A 16,862-nucleotide genomic window follows, 5' to 3' on the forward strand; every position below is an offset into this window, starting at 1 on the left:
CTCATGACAGCTCCCGATCACTTGAGAATTACCGGCCCCGAAGACATCCTGGGCTTCATCCCGCACTCCCTCGGCTACTGGCCGGAAAACAGCCTCGTGGCCATGACCCTGCAAGGCAAACGGCTCGGAGCCACCTTGCGGGTCGACCTCCCCTTGTCCGGCGGCGGCGTCGGCCGCGCGGCCAGTGGGGGAGCGAGCGGCGGCGGCGGTGGCGGCGGCGCCGGCCGCGGGAGGGCCCGCGGGCGCGGAAGCGCTGTCCCCAAAAGCGGCGCCGGCGCCGGCCGGAAGGATCCGCTGGCCGACTTCGCACGCAACGTTGTGGCCTACTTGCAGGCGGACGACGCGGCCGACGGTTCACTGCTGGCCTTTTTCACCGACACCGATGCGGACAGCCGCGGCGGCGGCCATGCGTGGGCGGCCCTGCTCAAGGAACTCGAGCTCGCCCTCGAGGCAGCCGGATTGCCCTTGAGGGATGCCTGGATGATCGGTGCTGAATTCTGGCGCAACGCGTACTGCGATGATCCGGAGTGCTGCGGGACGCCCGGCCGGCCGATCGAGGAGATCAGGAACAGCAGGCTCAACGCCGAGATGGTTTACCGCGGCAGCAGCGTCGGCGCCGTCCCCGGCGCGCAAGGGGCCAAACCGGCGCCGCTGCCTGTGGACCCCGCCGTGCGCGCGGCCGAGTGCGGCTGGGCGGAGCAATTCTCCCCGCGACGGCGGGACCGGACCCAATTTGACCAGGTCCTCGATGTCTGGACGATGGCCATGCAGGCCGCCACTGGCTTGGAGCATCCGCCTCGCCCCACCCCGAGCGCCCCGAGCGGCCCGGCTCCTCGGGCCACCGCCGCCGAGGCAGGGATCCACCCCGCCGGGAACCTGGGTCCCAGTAAAACCGATCTCAGTAGCTCCGATCCCAGGACCGCGGCCCTGCCACATCAGCTCTCACCTGAACTGGCCGGCTACCTCCGGGCTAGTCTGTGCATTCCGTCATGGCGGGACGCTGTGCTCGTCATGGCGGCAGCCGGACGAACCGCGGCCGAATTCGGGGCTGAGGACTTCGGCATGTTCGACACGGAGGCAGGGTCCGGCGCCTTGACCGGCTCCATGTCCGGCTCAGGTCTCGGACCGACGCCTCGTCCTCTGCCAGGGCAAATGTCCGGCCGCACAGCTGCCCATACAGCGGATGGCTCTTCCGATCGCCTGCCCGATCGCTTGTCCGATCCGGCTTCTCGTTCCACGCCAGTTAGGGGAACGCCGCTGTCGGAGGCGCCAGCCGACGGCGGGTTCGCTGCCGGCGCCGCTCCGGTTGCCGCAGCGGTCCCCGGTTACGGGGAAGTCCTGCTCGGACTGGCGCCATCGGTCCCGGATTGGGCCATGATGGTCGGGCTCGAGCGGGTTCTGGAGCGGCTCGGCGCTCTGGGCGACGGGGAGTCAACCGCGGCCGCCGTGACGGCACGGGGCTGGATCGAATGGTGCCGAGGCCGCGGCTCCTACGCCGACGCCCTGTACCGGGAGGCCTTGCAGGAGCACCCGGGGTACAGGCTCGCCGAACTGCTGGCAGAGCTTGGCCGGCGCGGCACCCTTTGCGGCTGGGCTGCCAGGCGCGAGGCTGCTTGGCAGAAATTTGCGCCTGACGCGGCATGAGTAACTGACGCGGCGCGGAAGCCGCGGCAATATGGTGGACCCGGCGTCCCGAAAGGCACTCAGGGAAAAAACCGTGAGACAATGGTTGCCGAGACCCGGTTGGGTCCGTGTATCAAGTGCCCTAAATGTTCCTTGGAAACAGGGAACATTAAGGCCATCCCAGCAGTTCTACTAAGTGGCTCTGCTGGTCGTGGTTGCACCTGATGTTGAACACGGACTTGACAGGGTCATAGTGGTGTTGCCCGTATGGTGATTCCGCAGACCGCAGCTAGAAAGGTTTTCAGTGACCCCGTCTTCCGCGAAGAAGGAACCCGCCGACCAGGCCGAATTGTCCCCTGAGGAGAAGAAGGCGGCGACCAACGCCAAGCGCGCCGCCACGCGCGCAGCCAACAAGGCTGTCAAGGACGCCGCTTCCGCAGAGGGTGGCGACACCGCAACCGGAGTCGCCAAGCCTGAGCCCAAGAAGCGCGGGCCTAAGCCCGGCGCCAAGGCCGCGGCAGAAGCCGCCGGCAACTCAGCCAGTACGTCTGACGATGACGTCGACGCCGAAGAGGATCTCGACGACATCACGCCCGACGCTGCCGAACTCGGCGACGAAGTAGAAGGCGAAGAAGTCGCCGGCAAGGCCGCGGCCACCACCGGCTCCGGCTTCGTGTACTCCGACGCCGACGACGACGACGCCCCCGTGCAGCAGGTCATGTCCGCCGGCGCTACCGCCGACCCCGTCAAGGACTACCTGAAGCAGATCGGCAAGGTCGCCCTGCTGAACGCCGAGCAGGAAGTGGACCTGGCCCTCCGGATTGAGGCCGGACTCTTCGCCGAGGAGAAGATCGCCGCCGACGACGGCACCATGGATCCGAAGCTCAAGCGTGAGCTCGAGTTCGTCATCCACGACGGCAAGCGTGCCAAGAACCACCTGCTGGAGGCTAACCTCCGCCTGGTGGTCTCGCTGGCCAAGCGCTACACCGGCCGCGGCATGCTGTTCCTGGACCTGATCCAGGAAGGTAACCTGGGCCTGATCCGTGCGGTCGAGAAGTTCGACTACACCAAGGGCTTCAAGTTCTCCACCTACGCCACCTGGTGGATCCGCCAGGCGATCACCCGGGCCATGGCCGACCAGGCCCGCACCATCCGCATCCCGGTGCACATGGTGGAAGTCATCAACAAGCTGGCCCGTGTCCAGCGCCAGATGCTGCAGGACCTCGGCCGCGAACCAACGCCGGAGGAGCTGGCCCTCGAGCTGGACATGACTCCGGAAAAGGTCGTGGAGGTCCAGAAGTACGGCCGCGAGCCCATCTCGCTGCACACCCCGCTTGGCGAGGACGGCGACTCCGAGTTCGGCGACCTCATCGAGGACTCCGAAGCCGTGGTTCCCGCAGATGCCGTGAGCTTCACCCTGCTGCAGGAACAGCTGCACTCGGTGCTGGACACGTTGTCCGAGCGTGAAGCCGGTGTGGTCGCGATGCGCTTCGGCCTCACCGACGGTCAGCCGAAGACTTTAGACGAAATCGGCAAGGTCTACGGCGTGACGCGCGAGCGCATCCGGCAGATCGAATCCAAGACCATGTCCAAGCTGCGGCACCCGTCGCGCTCACAGGTCCTGCGCGACTACTTGGACTAAGCGCCGACAGGCCGCAGGCCAGGCGAAGGTCGCAGCAACGCGGGGTCACCTCCCGCCCATCCTCATCGGAGGAAGGGGCCGGACATGGCCCCGCGTTGCTGTTACTGCCGCCAGGCGCTCCCGGAGCCGCCACGTTGCTTCGCGCGGATAGCACGGACACACATCCCTTAACGAATCAGGGCCCCTCCGATATGGAAGGGCCCTGATGCAGTGGTCTCAAGTCGCCCGGAACCCTGTAGGGCGCCGAAACGAAACCGGTGTTGCGGTCTAGTCGACCGGAACCGGGGCCTTCTGGTGAAGGCGGTCAGTCTCGTCATGCCAGTCTGAGCTGAGCGGCTTGAGTGTCGGCTCTACGGCGCGTGCGTGGTGGCCGCAGAAAAGAAGCTCACCGCCGGAGGCACCGAGAACAACTCGGACATATGCCTGTGCTCCGCAACGATCGCACCGGTCTGCGGCGGTCAGTGTGCGGTCCGCAACTGCTGTTGTCATGTTCGGCCTCCTTAGTAGATCGGTATACCTATATAACCAGCATTCGTGGCCAAACCATGGAACGGATGGCCTACTTTCGCTGTCCGCGTATCACGTCTCAATAACGGCGACTGGCCGGAGGGTCCCTGCGGGGAGTGGCAAACCGTCGATGACGCGGAGTCCGACTAACCTAGGAAGAGCGTCAAATTCTGTGACTGCCCGCCTGCGCACGCAGCAGGGGCGGTCCCGATCCTGTAAGGAGTTCACGACCCGTGGCACCCAGTTCTGATTACACCGCCCGGCACCTCTCCGTGCTGGAGGGCCTCGAGGCCGTCCGTAAGCGCCCGGGCATGTACATCGGCTCCACGGACTCCCGCGGACTCATGCACTGCCTCTGGGAAATCATCGACAACTCCGTCGACGAGGCCCTCGCCGGCTTCGGCCACGACATCAAGATCATCCTGCATGCGGACAATTCGGTGGAGATCCACGACGACGGCCGCGGCGTCCCGGTGGACGTCGAACCGAAAACCGGACTGACCGGCGTCGAGGTGGTTTTCACCAAACTGCACGCTGGCGGGAAGTTTGGCGGCGGCTCCTACACCGCTTCCGGCGGCCTGCACGGCGTGGGTGCCTCCGTGGTCAACGCGCTCTCGGCCCGCCTGGACGTCGAAGTGGACCGCGGCGGCAAGACCTACAAGATGTCCTTCCGCCGGGGGGAGCCTGGCCGGTTCAAGGATCCGGGCACCAAGCCGGACCCCGCGACGCTCTTCGAACCCTTCATCGACGGCTCCGTGCTGGACGTCGTTGGGAAGGCCAAGCGCGGCGTGACCGGAACCCGGATCCGCTACTGGGCGGACCGGCAGATCTTCACCCCCGACGCCAAATTCTCCTACGATGACCTCGCCGCACGTGCCCGCCAGACCTCGTTCCTGGTCCCCGGCTTGAAGCTCACGGTCCGGGACGAACGCAGGGTTGCCGGCACGCCCGGCGAATCGGGCCCGCATGAGGAGATCTTCCACCACGACGGCGGCATCTCCGAGTTTGTGGACTTCCTCGCCGCCGACCCCGCCGTCACGGACATCTGGCGCCTCCACGGTGCCGGGAAATTCAAGGAAACCGTCCCCGTCCTCGACGAAAAGGGCCACAGCCAGCTCGCGGAGGTCGAGCGCGACTGCGAGGTCGACGTCGCGCTGCGCTGGGGGATCGGCTACGACAGCACGGTCCGCACCTTCGTCAACATCATTTCCACGCCCAAGGGCGGCACCCACCAGTCGGGCTTCGAGCAGGCCCTGCTCAAGACGTTCCGCAAGGCCGTGGAGACCAATGCCCGCAAGCTCAAGGCCGGCAACGACAAGATCGAAAAAGACGACATCTTTGCCGGCCTAACCGCAGTCCTGACGGTCCGGCTGGCCGAACCGCAGTTCGAGGGCCAGACCAAGGAAATCCTGGGTACGTCGGCCGTCCGGGCCATTGTGGCCAAGGTGGTGGAACAGGAGATCAGCGCCAAGCTGACGTCGGCAAACCGCAACGACAAGGCGCAGTCCGCGCTGCTGCTGGAAAAGATCGTCAGCGAGATGAAGTCCCGCATTTCGGCGCGGGTCCACAAGGAAACCCAACGCCGGAAGAATGCGCTGGAAACCTCCTCCATGCCCACCAAACTGGCCGACTGCCGCACGGACGACGTCGGGCGCTCCGAACTGTTCATCGTAGAAGGTGACTCGGCACTCGGCACCGCCAAGCTGGCGCGGTCCTCCGACTTCCAGGCGCTCCTGCCGATCCGCGGCAAAATCCTCAACGTCCAGAAGGCCTCGGTGGGGGACATGCTCTCCAACGCCGAGTGCGCGGCCCTGATCCAGGTGGTGGGAGCCGGCTCCGGCCGGACGTTCGACATCAGCGCCGCCCGGTACGGCAAAGTGATCCTGATGACCGACGCCGACGTCGACGGCGCCCACATCCGGACCCTGCTCCTGACGCTCTTCTTCCGCTACATGCGCCCGATGATCGACGAGGGCCGCGTCTTCGCCGCCGTCCCGCCTCTGCACCGGGTGGAGGTGGTCAACGCCGGGCAGAAGGCCAACGAGATGATCTACACCTACTCCGAGGCAGAGCTCCATGTCTTGCTGGCGCGGCTCGCCAAAGAGGGCAAGCGCTACAAGGAGCCGATCCAGCGGTACAAGGGGCTGGGCGAGATGGACGCCGAGCAGCTGGCCGAAACCACCATGGACCCCCGGCACCGGACCCTCCGCAAGGTCGGGATCGAGAACGCCAAGCAGGCCGAAGAGACGTTCGACCTCCTCATGGGCTCGGACGTGGCACCGCGCAAGGACTTCATCATTGCAGGGGCCGCAAACCTGGACCGGGAGCGCATCGACGCCTGACGTCCCGCCCGCGGGGACGGGCCGGCCCTAGCCGAGCAGGCCGGGGACCAGCAACAGGGCCGTCGGCACGGCCAGCAGCAGCGCGCAGCAGGCCAGGACGGCGGCGCGCAGCGGTTCCGACAGCGGCGGCCGGGGCGAGAGCAGGCGGCTGACGCGGGACGCCGTCGTGCCGGCCGAACCAGCGCCCCCGGTGGCGCCGGGCTGGCTGGGGTCGGCGTCGGACATGCCGGGCTCACCGAACGCCAGGCGTGCCGCCGGGGTGGCTGGGGAACCGCTGGCCACAATGGCAATCGCCTTGATCAGGGTCGCCTTGCTCTCTGTCTTGAGCGCGACGTCGTCGGCCAGCATTTCGATCAGGGAGTTGACCGACTCCTGCGCGAGCCGGGTGGTGGGGAGCCACGGCAGGGCCTGGCGCCACGCTGCGAAGGCCCACAGCAGGAGATGGTGTCGCTGGCTAAGGTGCGCGTTCTCGTGAATCAGCACGGCGCGCAGCTCGTCGGGCTCCAGGGCGGCCATGAGCCCGTCGGAGAGAACTGTCACGGACCGTGCGCCGCCGGGCAGGCAGTACGCCACGGGCGAGTCCACGTTCAGGACCATGGTCCGCGGGCCGTCGGAAGACGGAGAGGCCAAGAGGTCCAGCAGTTCGCGGTGGCGCCGGCGCTGGCGCTGGATCTTGTAGTACGTCAGCAGCAGGGTGAAAACGAGGTGCGCCGTCAGCAGGGCGGCGGTCGAGAGCGCAAAGATGTGCCAAAAGCCCAGATCAGTGGTGGGGGCATTGTTGAACACCATCCCCGCCAGGGCCCGCAGGCCGGACATCAGGTTATCCCCGACCGGCTCGAGCCCGTAGACCAGCATGGCGCCGATCATGGACAGGCCGCCGGCCAGGGCGATCGCCTGCCACAGCAACATTGCCGTGAAGGGGGAGCGGGCCGGCCACTGGGCACGGGAGAGCAGGATAGGCACCGGCCACGCCAATGCTATCGCCAGGACCGCCAGAAAATATGAGGTCCAGAACATCGGGCGCTAGTTGCGGCCCAAAAGCTTGCGCAGGGTTTCTGCTTCGTTGTCCGTGACGGAACCAATGAACCGGGCCAGGACGGCCTCGCGGTCCGGGGCGGAGCCGAGGACCTCGTGCATGAGCTCCGCGGTGTGGTCCGCGCGGCTGGAGACGGCCTGGTAACGGTGCGGGCGGGTGCCGCGTTCGCGTTCCACAAGGCCCTTCCGCTCGAGGCGCGAGAGTACGGTCAGCACCGTGGTGACCGCGAGGTCCTTGCCCACGTGTCCGGCGGTGCCGTCCTGGGGGTGGGTGCTCTGCGCGAGGAGGTCCCGCAACGTGTTGGCCGTCGCAGCTTCTTGGCCTGCCCAGAGCAGGTCCATCACTGCCCGTTCCAGTTCACCGAGACTTGCCATTGCGTACATCCTTCTATGACTGCCGCCCCGGCGTCGTGCTGGGAAAATGCTGGTACCTGCCGGTGCGGTGTATGTGAACACTTCAGTTACAAATTTAGCGCGTTTTGCGCATTCTTTCTACATGAAGTAGAACACGGCCGTCCGGCGTGTCGTGCGGCGGCCCCGCTGCCCCGGGCGGCGGCTGTCCGGCCATTGCAGGCCGTGACGTGCCGTGGGAGTCTGAGTTACGGAGAAGCGCCGACGTGTTCTACACTCTGTAGAAGACTTACTTCTACGCCATGTAGAAGTTGCTCGAACCTAGCCAAAAGTAGGGACTGCCTTGGACGCCTTGGAAATCGCACGCTGGCAATTCGGTATCACCACGGTCTACCACTTCATGATGGTGCCGCTCACGATCGGTCTCGGGCTGGTGGTGGCTGTGATCCAGACGCTCTGGTACCGCACGGGCAAGCCGGAATATCTGCGCATGACCAAGTTCTGGGGCAAGCTCTTCCTGATCAACTTCATCATGGGCGTCGCCACCGGAATTGTGCAGGAATTCCAGTTCGGCATGGCCTGGAGCGAGTACAGCCGCTTTGTCGGTGACGTGTTCGGCGCCCCGCTGGCCATGGAAGCGCTCCTGGCCTTCTTCGTCGAGTCAACGTTCCTGGGCCTGTGGATCTTCGGCTGGAAACAACTCAAACCCGGCGTCCACCTGGCCTGCCTCTGGGTCGCCGTCATTGGCTCCGTCTTCTCGGCCTACTTCATTATTGTGGCCAACAGCTGGATGCAGCACCCCGTCGGCGTCGAAATGGTCAACGGCAGGCCCGTCATGACCGACGCGTGGGCCGTCTTCACCAACAACACCGCCCTCGTGGCCGTGCCGCACACCCTCTTCGGCGCCCTCGCCGTCGCCGGAGGCTTCCTTCTCGGGATCGCCTGGTACCACCTGTGGCGCCGCCGTCACGACGGCATCGACACGATCGGGGCCGACGGCAAGGTGATTCCCGGCGAGGCCGCCGGCATCCTCGGCCGGGACCGTGCAGACCACACCGTCTGGATCCGCTCGCTGCGAATCGGCGCCGTCGTCGCCATGATTTCCTTCGCGGGCACCGCCGTCACCGGGGACCTGCAGGGCAAGCTCATGTTCGAGCAGCAGCCTATGAAAATGGCCGCCGCCGAGGCCGCCTGCCACGACGGCACCGGCTTCTCGGTCCTCAGCGTCGGCAATGTCGGCGCCAAGAACTGCGACGACATCGTGGCCGTGATCGAGGTCCCGGGCATCCTGTCCTTCCTGGCCAAGGGCGACTTCACCACGGAGGTCAAAGGCGTCAACAGCCTGCTGGATGAGTACCAGTCCAAGTACGGCACCACCTTGCCGGACAACCCCATCTACGGGGACCGCGCCGGCCAGCAGATCCAGTACGTGCCTGTCATGGAGGTCACCTACTGGGGCTTCCGGATGATGATCGGCTTCGGCGGCGTGGCCGCCCTCGCCGCCCTGGTGGCACTGTGGGCCACGCGCAAGGGAACCGTGCCGGCCTCCCGCGGGCTCATGCGCCTGGCAGTGTTCGGCATCCTCGCTCCGTTCGGTGCCAATGCCGCGGGATGGATCTTCACCGAGATGGGCCGCCAGCCGTTCGTCGTCGCCCCGAACCCGGACCCCAGCGGAATCGATCAGGTGTTCATGTTCACCGCCGCGGCCGTCTCACCGGGAGTCTCGGCCGGTGAGATCATGACCTCCCTCGTGGTTCTGACCAGCATCTATGCGGTGCTGCTGGTGGTGGAGGTCAAGCTCCTGGTCAAGTACATCCGCGGCGGTGTGGCCTCGGCCATGCCGGAACTTGTGCACGCCCCCGTCGACGAAAACGAAGACAAAACCCCCCGGGGCGGTCCGGGCAAGCCCGACGACGACGTCCTGGCTTTCGCCTACTAGGCGCCGGCCCCGCAACCCACCTACCCAGCAACCCCACACGGAAAAGCGCAGAGGATTCTCAGCATGGAACTGCTACCCACCATCTGGTTCGTCGCCATCGCGGTGCTGTGGACCGGCTATCTCTTTCTCGAGGGCTTCGACCTTGGCGTCGGGATGCTGATGAAGGTATTCGCCCGGGACAACACGGAGCGCCGCGTCCTGATTAACACGATCGGCCCGGTCTGGGACGGCAACGAGGTCTGGCTCCTGACCGCCGGCGGTGCCACCTTCGCGGCCTTCCCGCTGTGGTACGCCTCGCTGTTCTCCGCACTGTACCTGCCGCTGCTGCTGGTCCTCGTTGCGCTCATCTTCCGTGCAGTCGCTTTCGAATACCGCGGCAAAGTGGACAACCCCCGGTGGCGCGCCCGCTGGGACTGGGCCATTTCGGCAGGATCGTTCGTCGCGGCCTTCGGCGTCGGCGCGGCACTGGCCCTGACCACCACGGGACTGCCGCTGGATGCCAACGGTGACCGCGAGGGCGGCCCGTTCGCCTGGTTCAGCGGCTACGCCGTGCTCGGCGGGTTCGCCGTCGTCGGGTTCTCCCTCCTGCACGGGCTCGGGTTCTTGGCCCTGAAGACCGATGGCGAAGTCCGCCACCGGGCGAGGGCCTGGTTCGTCCGGTTGCTGCCCGTGCTGCTGCTGCCCATGGCCGGCTGGGCGGTGAGCCTCCAACTTCTCAGCGGCGAGGCCTGGACCATCGCTGCCGTCGTCGCCGCCGTTGTCGCGGCAGTCCTGGCGTGGAATTTCGCCCGGAAGGATGCCGAAGGCCGTGCCTTCTTGTCGCTGGGGGCATTCCTCCTGCTCGGCAGCGCGTCCATCTTCGGTGCCGCCTTCCCCGTGGTGCTGCCGTCCACCCTGGATCCCGCATTCAACCTGACAGTCTCCAACGCCTCGTCCTCGGACTACACCCTGGGCCTGATGAGCATTGTGGCCTGCATCGGGCTGCCGCTGGTCCTGGCGTACCAGGCCTGGACGTACTGGGTGTTCCGGCGCCGGGTGAGTGCGGCGCATATTCCGGAGGCGCACAGCTTCCTTCCCGCGATCGCCGCCAAAGCGCTGGCACCGAAGGACTAACTCCCTGATGAGACCGTTCCCCGCCGGCCCGGCGACCCGTTCCGCGCTCTACCTGCTGGGCCTGCTGGCCGCCCTGAAGGCGCTGTCCCTCGTGCTGATGGCTCAGGCTGTCGCATCGATGCTCGCCGGGCTTGCGGCGCATGACCCAGCCTGGGCAGACCAGCTGGTTCTCGGCGCCGCCGGAGCCGTGCTGCGCTCACTGACCGTATGGGCGCAGTCGGTGGCATCGCGCCGGGCGGCGCTCGGGGTGAAGGAGGAGCTGCGCTCGCAGCTGCTGGAGCAGGCGCTCAGGAACGGAACGCGTGCGTCCGGGCCCGCCGATGGCGGCCTCGCCGTCCTGGCCACCCGGGGGCTGGATGCCCTGGACAACTACTACACCCAGTACCTGCCGGCGCTGGTGAACTGTGCGACCATTCCATTGCTGCTGGGGGCCCGCATCCTGTTCGCCGACTGGATCAGCGCGGTGGTGATCGTTCTGACGGTGCCGCTGGTGCCGCTGTTCATGGTCCTGATCGGGCGGTACACAGAGGAACGCGTCAGGGAAGCCCAGTCGGCACTGGCGCGGCTCTCCGGCCACATGATCGAGCTCGCCAAAGGCCTGCCCGTCCTCGTCGGCCTGGGCCGGGCCGCCGCCCAGCGCCAGGCACTCGAGGACATGTCCGAGGAATACCGTTCCCGGACCATGGGGACTTTGCGCACAGCCTTCCTCTCCGCCCTTGCTCTTGAGCTCATCTCAACCATTTCCGTAGCAGTGGTCGCCGTGTTCATCGGCGTCCGCCTGGTTCACGGCGACATGGCACTTGAGGCAGGGCTGCTTGCGCTCATCCTGGCTCCCGACTGCTACCTGCCGCTCCGGGAGCTTGGCACCGCACACCACGCCAGCGACGACGGCCGTGCAGCGCTCGCCGAAACCACTGCGGTCCTCGCGGACCCGGGAGCCACGCCGCTAAACCCGGCGCCGGCCGCCCGGCCCGCTGCTGGCCCGCCTGAGGTCACTGTGGACGGGCTGACGGTTCGGTTCGGCGGTCGCACGGACGCCGCCGTCGGGCCGCTGAGCTTCACCGCCCCTGCCGGCCGGATCACGGCACTCGACGGGGCCAGTGGTGCCGGCAAGAGCACCGTGCTCGGAGTCCTCGCTGGGACTATCGGGACGGGCACGGGAACCGTCGTGTCCGGACGCCTCGGAGGATTCACGACGGCGGAGGTCGCCTGGGTGCCACAGCACCCCGTCATGGTGGCCTCCACGGTGTTGGACGAGATCCGCCTGTATCTCGGCGTTCCAACGTACGGGCTCGACGCCGCCGCGGCTGGCGGTGCAACTGGCGGTGCAGCCGGCATTGCGGCCTATGTACCAGACGCCGTCGCTCCGGCCGGCACTGCCGCCGGCGCTCCGGCCGGCACGTCGGCCAGCACGAATGTCGATGCGGCAGCGCAGCGGTGCCTCGCGGGCGTGGGCGCGGAGCACCTGGCGGCCAAGCACCCGGCCGAACTGAGCCCGGGGGAGCTGAGGCGGGTGGCGCTGGCCCGCGGGCTGGCGCGGATCGAAGCCGGAGCCAGCGTACTGCTCCTGGATGAACCCACCGCCCATCTGGACCGGGCATCGGCCACAATGGTCAATCGGGCCCTTGCCGGGCTCCGCGGACAGGCCACTGTGCTGCTCGTCGCACACGACCGGCAGACCCGTGAGCTTGCCGACTCACTGGTCGCGGTGGCCCCCCACGGCGGCGGGCACCACGGGATCGAACATCCGGACGCCGTCACGCCTTGGCCAGCATCTGCCCTGGTCGATGCGGACGACCAGGCCGCGGCAATCCGGCAGCCTTCCGTAGCGGGTGCCGCGACGCCGAGCCCGAGCGTGACACCGATCCCGGCGCCGGGCCGCCCTGAGGCTGGCGCCGCGCCTGCCGTGACCGTCGGCTCGGCCGGCTCAGTCACCTCCCAGTTGCGTCGCCTGCTGGCCCCGGCGATGGGTCGATTTGTTGCCGCCGGAGCCGTAGGCACTTTGGCGGCGCTGTTCGCCGTCGCCCTCGCCGGGCTGTCCGGCTGGCTGATCATCCGCGCCAGCGAGCAGCCGCCCATCCTGTTTCTGCTCACCGCGATCGTCGGCGTGCGGTTCTTCGGCGTTGGCCGGGCGTGCCTGCGGTACGCCGAACGGCTGCTGCTGCATGACGCCGTGTTTGCCGCACTGACCCGGCTCCGGGGCCGGCTGTGGGAGTCGCTGAGCCGCAGGGCACTGTCCTTGCGCCGGCTGCTGCAGGGCGGCAACGTCCTGGGCACGGTGGTGGACGACGTCGACACTGTCCGCGAGCTCCTGCCCCGCGTCGTGCTGCCGCCCGTGACTGCCATAGCTGTCGCCGCGGCCGCTGTGGGCGGGATCGGGTTGCTGCTTCCCGCGGCGCTGCCCGCGGTGTGCGCGGCAGCGCTGCTGAGCATTGTGGTTGCCCCTGCTCTGGCGTTGGCCGCCGACCGCATGTCTGCCGGCACCGAACAAAGACTCCGCTCAGGCGTGCTCCGTCACGTGGCCGCCACCCTGGACGCCCGCGCAGAACTCCACGCCAACGGCGTGAGCGCCCCCGTGCTGGGTGCGATAGGCCGGGCAGACCGGGCCGCGACTGCTACGTCGCAGCGCTCGGCCTGGGCGGAAGGGCTTGGCCAGGCCTTGACCGTCCTGGCCTGCGCCGGAGCCGCCCTGGCTAGTGCGTTGCTGGCCGCCCCGCTCGCTCTTAGCGGCGCGGTCGAACCGGCGACGGTCGCCGTGGTCGTCCTTGTCCAGCTTGCCCTGGTGGACCCGTACGGGGCGATCACCACGGCTGTGCGACAGTACCCGGCGCTGCGCGCCGTCATGCGGCGGATCAGCGAGGCAGGCGTCCTGGCTCCGGGGGCCAACGATGGACCGGAGGGCGACGACGCCGTTGCCGGCGGCCTGGTGCCCGTGGCCTCGCGGCCCGGCGGCGGGCCCGGGATCGAACTGGTGGACCTCGCTGTTGCCTGGCCGGGCGGCGGCAACGTCTTTACCGGACTCACGGCAGAGGCCGGGCCTGGGCGCTGGCTCGCCGTCACCGGTGCCTCCGGCTCCGGCAAGTCGACCCTGCTGGCAGCGATCCTGGGGTTCCTGCCGGCGGCCAGCGGCCACCTGTACCTGAGCGGACGTGCCGCCTGGTGCCCGCAGGAGGCACACCTGTTCGACTCGACCATCCGCGGCAACCTTCTCCTGGCGCGGCCGGAGCCGGCACCCGTGCCGGAACCCGCCGGCACGGACGCTGCCGCGACTGGGTCCGGGGACGCGGCGCGGGCCGGAAAGGCCGCTCCGGCCGGAGGCGACGACCAGATGCGCGCTGCCCTCGGCGCCGTCGGACTCGGTCCGCTTCTGGCCCGGCTTGAGGACGGACTGGACACCCGGATCGGCCCGGGCGGGGCGTTCCTCAGTGGCGGGGAGCGTACGCGCCTGGCCGTGGCGCGCACGCTCATGACCGGGGCCGATGTCATCTTGCTCGACGAACCGACCGCGCACCTCGATGCGGAATCAGGCAGGCTCATGCTCGCCGAACTGCGGGACGGTCTCCGCGACCGGACCGTTGTCCTTGTCACCCACAACCCGAACGATATCGACGCCGCTGACACCAGACTTGACCTGGACGCCGCGGCTGCCGCGGCCGCCACAGGCGAAGGTCCGGCGCCGGCGGCCGTGCTGGCGCGGGGGTAGCCCGCCTATTAGCCTGTTCCCATGAACCCAAACGGCGAGCTCCAGCCCCGGCCCGCACTCGATCCCCGGCTGTCCTGGCGGGCGGCGGAGCACCGGGACCTCGACGCGTGGGCCGGTCTGATCGCCCGGACCGCCGCCGTCGAGCAGCCCGTCTGGTTTGAGCGCCGGGCGGATCTGGAACAGATCATGGAGTCGAAGAACAACCCGGTGGCGGCAAACACCATCCTCGGATTCGATGCGGAGGGCGTTGCCCGGGCCTACGGCCGGATCAGCAAGAACCGCGATGGTGACAAGGCGAACGGCTCCGGCTGCGTTGACCCTGAGTGGCAGGGGAGCGGGATCGGCACCGGGCTGCTGGGCTGGATGGAACAGCGGACCAGGGACCGCTTTGCAGAGGACGCGGGGGCGGCGGAGCATGCCGACGAGGCCGGCGACGCACGGACCGCGGTCCCGCGCCCCAGGCTGCGGCTCTACACGGAGCAGCAGCATCAACACCAGGCCGCCTTATTCGCCGGTTCCGGCTTTCGCATTGTCCGCTATTACAACGAGATGCACCGGCCGCTGAACCAGGCTGTGCCCGAGGCCGGCCTGGACGCCGGACTGGAGCTCGTGACGTTTGGACCGGCGCTGCATGAGCCGGTGCGGCTGGCGCACAACGCGGCATTTCGGGACCACTGGGGCAGCGAACCCCGCGACGAGGAGGCCTGGGGCTTTGTGGTGAACGACCCGCAGGCCCGGCCGGACCTGAGCGGCGTCGTACTGGAGCGTTCCACCGGCACGGTGGCCGGCTACCAGCTGGCCACCCACGACGCCGAGGCCGCCACGACCCGGGGGTTCCGCGAGGGTTACACGGAGCTGCTCGGAGTCCGGCGGGAATTCCGGGGCCGGGGCATCGCGCAGGTGCTCTTGGCCGATGCCATGCGCCGCTTCTCCGCCGCGGGGATGGACGTCGCCTCGCTGGACGTCGATTCGGAGAACCCGACCGGAGCCCTCGCGCTCTACGTCAAAATGGGCTACGCGGCGGTCAACCGGAGCATGGCGTGGGACAAGGATCTCCAACCGGCAGGCCCGGAGGCGGCTGCTTAGGGACTGCTTTTATATAGCGGACCCGCAGACTTGCCGTACTGGATGCCAGCCGTCCAGGCGCTAACCGTCTGGGTGCCAGCCGTCCAGGCGCTAGCCGTCCACATCGTGGAGGTGATGGACGACGTCGTGCAGGAAGTACTGCGCGAAGGTCAGGACAGTGAACACGGAGCCATTGCTCCGGGTCCCCTTGCGGCCCCAGTCCTCCTCCGGGACGCGAGCGAAGGACGCGGCGATCTGCTCGCCTTCGGCGGTTAGCTCGACGGCGACCTCGGCTGGGTCGGCATTGGCGTAGTCCTTCTCGATTGCTGTTTTGTCCTGGTCCCAGTCATCGAACCGGGCATCGTCTTCGGTGAGCATGAGGGACAGGCGGTGATCGAACAACGTGAAGACGTCCCGGACGTGACAGCCGTACTCGAGGACGGACCAGGTGGCCTGATTGGGGCGCTCCGCCGCGTCCGGACGTCGCAGGGCTGCCCGCCATCGCGGGAGCATGCTGGTGACCATCCCCGGCGCCGTGGATGGGGTCGCAGCGGAGGCATCGAAACCGCACTCGGGGCAGGGCCGTGACAGGACCCAGGTCCAGTCCTTGGTATCCGGAATGATAGGCATTCCAGCAGTGTAGGTGCATTTGTCCCGCCGGGCATCCCGACTCTTTGCGGCAGCCGGGGTGGGGCGCAGTTGCGACCCTTGGTGGCCTGCGGTGGAACACGAAGGGCACACCGGCTGGGTGGCGGGCAAGACAGTCGTGGGACTCCTAGAGCAGGCTCCTATGAGGGCACGTACACCTGGCCGCCGCGTTCCCCGCAGCTGTGGTGCGGCGGACAAATCCATGTCGACGACAAACCCGGCCGTGGCGATATCGCGGTCGGTGCCAGGGTCGCTATTAATGTCGCACCCCGAGTCCAGACTCGAGTCATGGAAGCCGTCAGGGATTTCATTGCTTGCGAGGACACGGACCGGGGCCCGGCCCCGGTCCGGCAACCCGGTGTGGACGGGGTTGACGGCGCGCTGGCCGCGCTGCAGGCGGTGAGTGCGACGGCGGTGGAGGACGCCGGATCCTGGGGATTCCGGGCCGCGTCGGACTTCGCCGGACGCGTGGAGGAGTTCTCGCGCACCGTGGAGTATCTGCAGCTGGTCGCGGCCGCCGCCGTGGACCGGACCCGGAAGCAGTCCGCTAACACAGCCGGGGCTGCCGCGGGCGCGGTCACCTCGTGGACCACGGGCTGGCGCGAGAGCCCCGCCGGCTGGCAGACCGGCGGATCCGGAGCCGCAGAACCTGCCGGCACCACCGCGGCAGGCGCGACGGCGGCCGAGACTGACGCGTCATCCGTGTCGGCGGCCGTGTCAGCGGGTGTGACGGCGTCCGTGGGTGCGGCCGCGTCCGCTACGGCGACGGCGGCTGATGCGTCCTCCGGGCCGGCGTCAATCGTGGATGACGGGTACCGGAACACCGCGGAATTCCTGCGGGCGCGGCTGCGGATCGGCGCCGCGGAGGCACGGCGCCGGCTCTCCCTCGCCGAG

At 68.1% G+C, this 16,862-nt stretch carries 11 protein-coding genes and 1 pseudogene; 8 read left to right on the forward strand and 4 right to left on the reverse strand.

Annotation, left to right across the window (positions count from 1 at the left end):
* The first annotated feature begins 3 nt into the window (after positions 1–3).
* Together M2428_RS15970 and M2428_RS15975 are read left to right on the forward strand one after the other, a co-directional pair.
* Complete coding sequence (locus M2428_RS15970) at positions 4–1,644, forward strand: DUF4192 family protein (RefSeq protein WP_277526932.1); 1,641 nt, start codon at positions 4–6, stop codon at positions 1,642–1,644.
* Positions 1,645–1,927: 283 nt separating this feature from the next.
* Positions 1,928–3,265 carry an RNA polymerase sigma factor gene (locus tag M2428_RS15975; RefSeq protein ID WP_277526933.1) on the forward strand — a complete coding sequence of 446 codons (1,338 nt, stop codon included), beginning with the start codon at positions 1,928–1,930 and terminating at the stop codon, positions 3,263–3,265.
* Between the two features lie 267 nt (positions 3,266–3,532).
* Here M2428_RS15975 and M2428_RS15980 read toward each other — a convergent pair whose 3' ends face one another.
* Positions 3,533–3,754, reverse strand: coding sequence for a hypothetical protein (locus tag M2428_RS15980; RefSeq protein WP_026266251.1), 222 nt, complete (start codon positions 3,752–3,754; stop codon positions 3,533–3,535).
* 251 nt (positions 3,755–4,005) lie between these two features.
* On the opposite strand from M2428_RS15980, the gene M2428_RS15985 reads away from it, so the two are divergent.
* Positions 4,006–6,114: a DNA topoisomerase IV subunit B gene (locus M2428_RS15985; protein ID WP_277526934.1), complete on the forward strand. Its 2,109-nt coding sequence runs from the start codon at positions 4,006–4,008 to the stop codon at positions 6,112–6,114.
* 27 nt (positions 6,115–6,141) lie between these two features.
* Here the strand turns inward: M2428_RS15985 and M2428_RS15990 are convergent, their stop codons facing one another.
* Both M2428_RS15990 and M2428_RS15995 read right to left on the reverse strand, forming a co-directional pair.
* A complete protein-coding gene (locus tag M2428_RS15990) occupies positions 6,142–7,131 on the reverse strand; it encodes a M56 family metallopeptidase (RefSeq protein ID WP_277526935.1) in 990 nt (329 codons plus the stop codon).
* A 6-nt stretch (positions 7,132–7,137) separates the two neighbouring features.
* Positions 7,138–7,524: a BlaI/MecI/CopY family transcriptional regulator gene (locus M2428_RS15995; protein WP_229993248.1), complete on the reverse strand. Its 387-nt coding sequence runs from the start codon at positions 7,522–7,524 to the stop codon at positions 7,138–7,140.
* 319 nt (positions 7,525–7,843) lie between these two features.
* Here M2428_RS15995 and M2428_RS16000 point away from each other — a divergent pair, with 319 nt between their 5' ends.
* From M2428_RS16000 to M2428_RS16015, 4 genes are all read left to right on the forward strand, one after another.
* Positions 7,844–9,439: a cytochrome ubiquinol oxidase subunit I gene (locus M2428_RS16000; RefSeq protein ID WP_277526936.1), complete on the forward strand. Its 1,596-nt coding sequence runs from the start codon at positions 7,844–7,846 to the stop codon at positions 9,437–9,439.
* A gap of 63 nt (positions 9,440–9,502) precedes the next feature.
* Positions 9,503–10,552 (forward strand): cytochrome d ubiquinol oxidase subunit II, encoded by a 1,050-nt coding sequence (cydB, locus tag M2428_RS16005; protein WP_277526937.1) that lies wholly within the window; start codon positions 9,503–9,505, stop codon positions 10,550–10,552.
* Positions 10,553–10,559: 7 nt separating this feature from the next.
* On the forward strand, positions 10,560–14,255 hold the full coding sequence (cydD, locus tag M2428_RS16010) for a thiol reductant ABC exporter subunit CydD (RefSeq protein WP_277526938.1): 3,696 nt from the start codon (positions 10,560–10,562) through the stop codon (positions 14,253–14,255).
* 21 nt (positions 14,256–14,276) lie between these two features.
* The gene (locus M2428_RS16015; protein ID WP_277526939.1) at positions 14,277–15,341 is read left to right on the forward strand and encodes a GNAT family N-acetyltransferase; all 1,065 of its coding nucleotides are present in this window, start codon (positions 14,277–14,279) and stop codon (positions 15,339–15,341) included.
* A gap of 90 nt (positions 15,342–15,431) precedes the next feature.
* On the opposite strand, the gene M2428_RS16020 is transcribed toward M2428_RS16015, so the two are convergent.
* Positions 15,432–15,950, reverse strand: coding sequence for a DinB family protein (locus M2428_RS16020; RefSeq protein WP_277526940.1), 519 nt, complete (start codon positions 15,948–15,950; stop codon positions 15,432–15,434).
* 306 nt (positions 15,951–16,256) lie between these two features.
* Between M2428_RS16020 and M2428_RS16025 the strand changes: the two are divergent.
* Positions 16,257–16,862 (forward strand): annotated as a pseudogene (locus tag M2428_RS16025) (hypothetical protein); the annotation flags it as partial.

Source organism: Arthrobacter sp. ES3-54, assembly GCF_029504395.1.
GTDB lineage: Bacteria > Actinomycetota > Actinomycetes > Actinomycetales > Micrococcaceae > Arthrobacter.

Excerpts from the sequence above, each read along its gene's own strand:
- M2428_RS15980 (WP_026266251.1), bottom strand. The coding sequence starts at position 3,754 with ATGACAACAGCAGTTGCGGACCGCACACTGACCGCCGCAGACCGGTGC.
- cydD (WP_277526938.1), top strand. The coding sequence starts at position 10,560 with ATGAGACCGTTCCCCGCCGGCCCGGCGACCCGTTCCGCGCTCTACCTG.
- M2428_RS15970 (WP_277526932.1), top strand. The coding sequence starts at position 4 with ATGACAGCTCCCGATCACTTGAGAATTACCGGCCCCGAAGACATCCTG.
- M2428_RS16020 (WP_277526940.1), bottom strand. The coding sequence starts at position 15,950 with ATGCCTATCATTCCGGATACCAAGGACTGGACCTGGGTCCTGTCACGG.
- M2428_RS16015 (WP_277526939.1), top strand. The coding sequence starts at position 14,277 with ATGAACCCAAACGGCGAGCTCCAGCCCCGGCCCGCACTCGATCCCCGG.
- cydB (WP_277526937.1), top strand. The coding sequence starts at position 9,503 with ATGGAACTGCTACCCACCATCTGGTTCGTCGCCATCGCGGTGCTGTGG.
- M2428_RS15990 (WP_277526935.1), bottom strand. The coding sequence starts at position 7,131 with ATGTTCTGGACCTCATATTTTCTGGCGGTCCTGGCGATAGCATTGGCG.
- M2428_RS15995 (WP_229993248.1), bottom strand. The coding sequence starts at position 7,524 with ATGGCAAGTCTCGGTGAACTGGAACGGGCAGTGATGGACCTGCTCTGG.